Below are 4,343 nucleotides of genomic sequence, written 5' to 3'. Positions count from 1 at the left end.
TGCCGGGCAAGCGTCAAGCAGACGCTAACCGCCCGGACCTTTCCGGGCATTCATCAACTCACCCAAAGGTGCTAGAAATGCCCAAAACTACCCGCAACCATTCCGCCGTTATCGCCGCCCCCTCTCAGGCAACGCAAGCGGCTGACCCGTCTAAAACCCGCCGTAAACCCCTTGACGCCGTTGAGGCGTTCAAGATTTTCAATGCCGCCCCCGATGAAGCCCTGTTGCCACCCGAGGTAATAGCCCCGGTTATTGGCCGGGATAGCATTCCCGCGCTCGAAAAGATGCGTTGCATTGGCGAAGGCCCGAGCTTTTGCAAGGTGGGCCGGTTGGTTAGGTATCGGGCCGGGGAAATCCGCCGTTACCTGAACAGCCTGGAACAGCACGCCATGACGGCTTAGGAACAGGTATTTACGGATATGAAAAAACTTGTTCTGAATGAGGCAAAAACCAGTCTGAATGAGATGATTAAAATAGCCAATGAAATTATTGGTCGGGTATTGAGTCAAGGGGGATTGGACGAGGAAACCGGGCGGGATTTTAAAACGGCTGTCATTGACGGAATGATGGAATTTCGCAACGCGGCGGGTTATCTCAATAAAGTGGGGAACGGCCATGGCGAATAATGAGAAATTAGAGCGGATTGCCGCTGCTTTCTATAACCCCTTGAATCTCGTTGCCGACTTCAAAGACTTGGATACGGGCGAATTGTTTTCCATCCCGGTTCTTGTGCTGCTGGTGGTGGGGGACGAAGACGGGTCATATCTCGATGCTCATCTCTTGGGCGACCCCATAGACGAGCGGGCAAGCAAGCAGCCGGGTTTTAGGGGATTCCGTTTCAAGGAATCCGGCGAAGCGGCACGGCCAATCGAAAGCGATGGCAACCCCGTTGAAACTGCATGGATTCCCACAGCCGATGGCGGGGCCGTGGAAGGCGAACTTTCCACCACTCCCACGGATTACGCGGCCCTGGCCGATGAACTTGAAGCCGCTGGCCTGTTGGATGCGGCACCAGATGAGCAAGGGGGCGGCGCATGTTGATCTTGACAGTTCTACTTTGCCTGCCCCATGCTGAAAAAACGGAGCGTCAGAAACTCCCTCATAGCGGTTCACCGCACCCGACAGCAACGCGGTTTTTTTGCGCCTGGATTCCGTCCGGTGCTTTCCCATGCCCGATTTCCATGTCGGGAGGGGGCGGAAATAAGCCCTTCACGGGCGAATACCGTCCGCCGTCTATGAGCGGTTCTGAACCTCCCGGCACCCCTTTCCCTGGGGCGTTTTTCATTCAGAAACTCATAGGAGGCCGTCATGGCTGCTAATTCCCACCTGGGCACCACCACGCCCGAAATCACCACTCCCACCACCCTAGACGGCGACGTGGGCGCATTGGGCCGCGACCTCAACCGCGTGTTCACCGCGATTTTGCGCCTTGAGAATCAGGCCCGCGTGCTGCGGCTGGCGACGGATAGCCGGATCGACGCCTTAGCGCCCATTGATGTGTCCCTGGCGCTCGAAGTCATCGAGCAAATGGCCTGCGAGGCCCGCGACCTGTTGGACGAAGCCATGTCACGGCATGGCTGGCCCCTGTCCGCTTTCGCGGCCCGCACCGAAGGCGACACCCACCAGGAAGGGGGGCACGGCCATGAGTAATGCCAGTGAAGCCGTGAGGGTCCGCTATCCGGTCCTTTCCGATGGAATGCGGGGGCTGTCGGTTCAACAGGAAATGCAACGCCTTTCCAGCGAACTGAAAGCCCAACTCGATGTCATTGACGACCTGCTGGCGGATTGCTCATTCGGGGGGGAGGGGGTTCCCCGAGAGTTCGATTTAGCTCACACCATGATGGACACAGCAAGGCGGCTGGCCCAAGGGATTCATACCTTGGCTTTCGAGAGCTTCACGGGGGTGCTTGATGGGGGCGACGATGGTTAGCTTTTCCACTGCGGCGCTCCCACAAAGAAAAAGCCCAACCCCGGCGGCAACCGGGATGGGCTTTCAAAATCAATCTATTGCGGGCCACATTGTAGCGGAAAACGCCAGCGGCGGGAGGGGCTTATGAGGCAAATCCCCCCAACCCCGGACAACATCCGGGCCGCGCTGCGCCACGTCTCGCCAAGCTGTGAGCGGAATACTTGGGTTCGCATTCTCGCCGCGATCAAAGACGCGCTAGGCGAGGATGGCCGGGCCGTCGCGGACGAATGGAGCCAAGAAGGCGACAGCTACAACAAAACAGATTTCAGGGACGCTTGGCGCTCAGTCAAAGGCACCGGCAAAGTCACCGTTGCCACGCTCTGGCGGATGGCGATAGACGCGGGCTGGAAGCCGGACAGCGAGGCCCGCGAAGAAACGGAAGCGGAACGCCAAGCCCGTGAACGGCAGAAAGCCGCCCGCGCCGAAAAGGAAGCGAGGGAGAAGGCCCGCAAGGCGAAGCAAGCGGCCACCAAGGCGACCGCCCTATGGAAAGCCGCCAGCCCCGCACAGGCCGACCACGGCTACCTGAGCCGCAAGGGAATCGGCCCGGTTCCGGCGCTGCGGGAAATCCCCGTGGAACAAGCTGCGGCCATCCTGGAATACGCCCCCAAGTCGGACGGCGAACCCCTGGCCGGGCGGGTGTTGGTTGCGCCGGTCAAGATCGAGGGCAAGTTAAGCACGGCGGAACTCATCGACGAAACCGGGCGCAAGTGTGCCGTGGCGGGCGGGCCGAAATCCGGCGGGTTGTGGGCGGCGCAGCCCTTGCCCAAGGGCGACGGCGGCGGATTGGTGCTGGCGGTCGGCGAGGGCGTGGCTACCGTGTTGACCTGTCGGGAGGCGGGCGGATACCCGGTCACAGCCAGCCTGACCGACTCTAACCTACCCAAAATCGCCAAGCTGCTACGGGACCGCTACCCGGCGGCGCGGCTGTTGATCCTGGGCGACGTGGGCGGCGGGCTGAAATGGGCCGAACAAGCCGCGAGGATCAAGGGCGCGGTGCTGGCCGTGCCCGTGTTCAGCCCCGAACAAGTCGCCGCGCACCAGGGCGACCACGGCAAGCCACCCACCGACTTCAACGACTTGGCGGCGCTGGCCGGGTTGGACGTGGTACGCGCCCAACTGGCGGCGGCGCTGGCCGAGTTGCCGCAAGATCAACCGCCAACCATGGACGGGAACGCGGCGGCTCCATCCGAAACCGCCAAGCCGGACGGAACCGGCGAACTTGACGGCACCGCCACGGATGGCGCGGCTTCCAGCGATTCCGCCCCGATTGAGAGAAGCGAACCCGGCGGCATGGACACGGCGGAAGACCCTAGCCAAGCCCCCACGGCCACGGCAAACGCCAACCCGCCCGAAGCGGACGGAACCGGCGCAATTGGCGGCACCGCCACGGATGGCGCGGCTTCCGGCGAACCCGCCGCACTATCCGCCGATGGAGAGGGGGCGAAGTCCGGCGCGGTGATTCCGTTCCCTGGCACCGGCAAGAAGCCCCCGAAGGACAAGGACCACCCACTATCGGGCGGCGGCGGGAACGGTGATGACGAACCGGCGCGGCCTTCCTACGTGGTGCGGGAGGAATGGAGCCAGTACGGCCCGCCGGGCGTGTGGTTCCATTCCTCCCGCAGCGGGGGCAAGGGCAAAGACCCGGAACCCTTTGACTTGCGGGTGTGTTCGCCGCTCCATGTCGAGGCCGTCACCTGCACCGACGATGAACGCAACTTCGGGCGCTTACTGCGGTTTCAGGACACCTTCAAGCGCTGGCGGACCTGGGCCATGCCCATGGAAATGCTGCGCGGCTCCTGTGAGGAAGTCCGGGGCGAACTCCTGTCGGCGGGCGTGTTGATCGACTACCAGGAACGGGCGCGGCTGGCGGAATACCTGCAATGGCGCATCCCCAAGAAACGCATCGTCGCGGCCATCCGCACCGGCTGGACGCGGGACGGCGCGGCCTTCGTCCTGCCCGAGGAAGTCATCGGCAGCGCCGATGTCTACTACCAATCCGAATCCATGCACTCGGAGGGCGCGGCGGAAAAGCGCGGCGACTTCGCGGCTTGGAAAGCCGACATCGCGGCGCGGTGTATCGGGAATCCGGTTTTGGCGCTGTCGCTGTGCGTGGCTCTGGCCGGGCCGCTACTCGCCAAGGTGCAGCGGGATTCCGGCGGGCTGCATTGGGTGGGCGATTCCAGCACCGGCAAGACCACGGCCCTGAATGTCGGCTGCTCCGTGTGGGGCGGCGACACCTTCCGCCGGACGTGGCGGGCCACGGCGAACGGCCTGGAAGGCGCGGCGGCGGCGCTCAATGACACCTGCCTGTGTCTGGACGAAATCAACGAAGCCGACCCCAAGGAAATCGGCAGCATCGTGTACGCCCTGG

5 protein-coding genes are annotated in these 4,343 nt (G+C 62.9%); 4 read left to right on the top strand and 1 reads right to left on the bottom strand.

The annotated features are described in order from the left end of the window. Positions 1-71: 71 nt before the first annotated feature. Positions 72-617, bottom strand: coding sequence for a hypothetical protein (locus tag ACXWUF_RS19360; RefSeq protein WP_458496223.1), 546 nt, complete (start codon positions 615-617; stop codon positions 72-74). Between ACXWUF_RS19360 and ACXWUF_RS19355 the strand changes: the two genes are divergently transcribed. The 4 genes from ACXWUF_RS19355 to ACXWUF_RS19340 form a co-directional block, all read left to right on the top strand. Beyond that, positions 616-1,041, top strand: coding sequence for a hypothetical protein (locus ACXWUF_RS19355; RefSeq protein WP_458496222.1), 426 nt, complete (start codon positions 616-618; stop codon positions 1,039-1,041). The two genes, ACXWUF_RS19360 and ACXWUF_RS19355, sit on opposite strands and share 2 nt — an antisense overlap. A 267-nt stretch (positions 1,042-1,308) precedes the next feature. Next, positions 1,309-1,650, top strand: a complete 342-nt coding sequence (locus ACXWUF_RS19350; protein WP_458496221.1) for a hypothetical protein — start codon at positions 1,309-1,311, stop codon at positions 1,648-1,650. Next, positions 1,643-1,930 (top strand): hypothetical protein, encoded by a 288-nt coding sequence (locus ACXWUF_RS19345; RefSeq protein WP_458496220.1) that lies wholly within the window; start codon positions 1,643-1,645, stop codon positions 1,928-1,930. Before ACXWUF_RS19350 ends, ACXWUF_RS19345 begins: the two co-directional genes overlap by 8 nt. A 123-nt stretch (positions 1,931-2,053) precedes the next feature. Further along, positions 2,054-4,343, top strand: a 2,290-nt coding sequence (locus ACXWUF_RS19340; protein ID WP_458496219.1) for a DUF927 domain-containing protein, incomplete at its 3' end; no start/stop codon positions are given.

It is taken from the genome of Methylomagnum sp. (genome assembly GCF_054333355.1).
The sequence above is the reverse complement of the archived record's forward strand: the minus strand, read 5'-3'. Positions and strand labels throughout refer to the sequence as shown.

Bases quoted from the DNA above. Each gene is read 5' to 3' on its own strand.
- ACXWUF_RS19345 (WP_458496220.1), top strand. From the start codon at position 1,643: ATGAGTAATGCCAGTGAAGCCGTGAGGGTCCGCTATCCGGTCCTTTCC.
- ACXWUF_RS19350 (WP_458496221.1), top strand. From the start codon at position 1,309: ATGGCTGCTAATTCCCACCTGGGCACCACCACGCCCGAAATCACCACT.
- ACXWUF_RS19355 (WP_458496222.1), top strand. From the start codon at position 616: ATGGCGAATAATGAGAAATTAGAGCGGATTGCCGCTGCTTTCTATAAC.
- ACXWUF_RS19360 (WP_458496223.1), bottom strand. From the start codon at position 617: ATGGCCGTTCCCCACTTTATTGAGATAACCCGCCGCGTTGCGAAATTC.